The organism is Planctomycetota bacterium (assembly GCA_016872555.1).
In the GTDB taxonomy this organism is placed as follows: Bacteria; Planctomycetota; Planctomycetia; order Pirellulales; family UBA1268; genus F1-20-MAGs016.
In genome coordinates this window covers 1-1,064 of the sequence record VGZO01000161.1, presented here as the reverse complement: position 1 = coordinate 1,064, position 1,064 = coordinate 1, and the positions used below count along the sequence as shown (strand labels likewise).

General features: G+C 68.3%; 1 protein-coding gene. It reads right to left on the bottom strand.

The annotated features are described in order from the left end of the window. A partial coding sequence (locus FJ309_17720; protein ID MBM3956413.1) for an IS91 family transposase occupies positions 1-1,064 on the bottom strand: 1,064 nt, incomplete at both ends.

Sequence of the window (1,064 nt, the reverse complement as noted above, 5' to 3'; positions counted from 1 at the left end):
GGCTCGAGCGGTTCGCCCAGATGTGCGAGGATCTTCCGGATCGGGCCCGGCTCCGTAATGAACGCGATCAGCCGGATGTCGGCGCCGCAGTTCGGGCACTCGAGTGGAAACTCCTCCCCCACCCGGGCCAGAAGCTTGGCCCAGGCGATCCGGGAGGTGTCGTGCGAGCGGGGTTTTTGATGCGCGTCAGAGCAGCCTCCCGTGGCGTGACCGTCGTTTCCATGTCCCCCGGTCGTGAGCTCGCGTTGCTTGCCGATGTTTGCGATCGCCAGTGTCGTGACGGCCCGCCTCAGCCTGTGGTTCGGCGCAAACACCCCGTGGTAGCGATGGCGGTGCTTCCGCGGCGGTGGGACGAGGTCTGCCAAACGATCGAGGAACTCAAACGGCGAGAGCTCCACGACGCCATTGGCTCCCGGCCGCGTGGACTTACGCCCGCGGCCAGGCCCGACCCAGGTGGCGGCTTTGTGTCTGGGCAGCGCGTAGCGGATGCGGGTTATCCGGCCGTCTGGGCCGCGGATCACGGAGAGTCGCTCGAGGGCGAAGGGGGGCCGGGCGCAGTATCGGAGAAGATGTTCGAGGCTCCGAAAATAGCTCGGCACATCGCGATCGATCAGCGTGATCCGGACACTCGCGTCTACTGAAAACCCGCTGTTCTCCCAAGCGAGCATGTCGGCGGCGGCCGCGGCGTCGAGCAGGCCGGCAAGCCTGAACCACCGGATCACGCGGCGACGCACCCGCTCGGTGAGCGCGGCCAGATCGGCTTGCGTGATCGGTCGGGCCGGCACGAACGCCGGCGGGGCGTCGCACCCTGCATCGGCAGCCGCCGGTCGAAAGACGCCGTCGGTCACGCATGCGTGCAGGTGCACGTGGTGGTTGAGCGCCGAACCGAAGCGGTGCAGGAAGGAGATGCCGCCGAGCCGCGGGCGGGAAGCACTCGGCATGTCGGCAGCAGCGGTGACACCGGAGGCGGTGATCAGAGTCCGCTCGATCTCGTCGAGAAAGATCTTCGTGAGGGCGGCGACGGCTCGGGGCCGGTCGGCGAGGATGCCCCGCAGGCGCTTCGG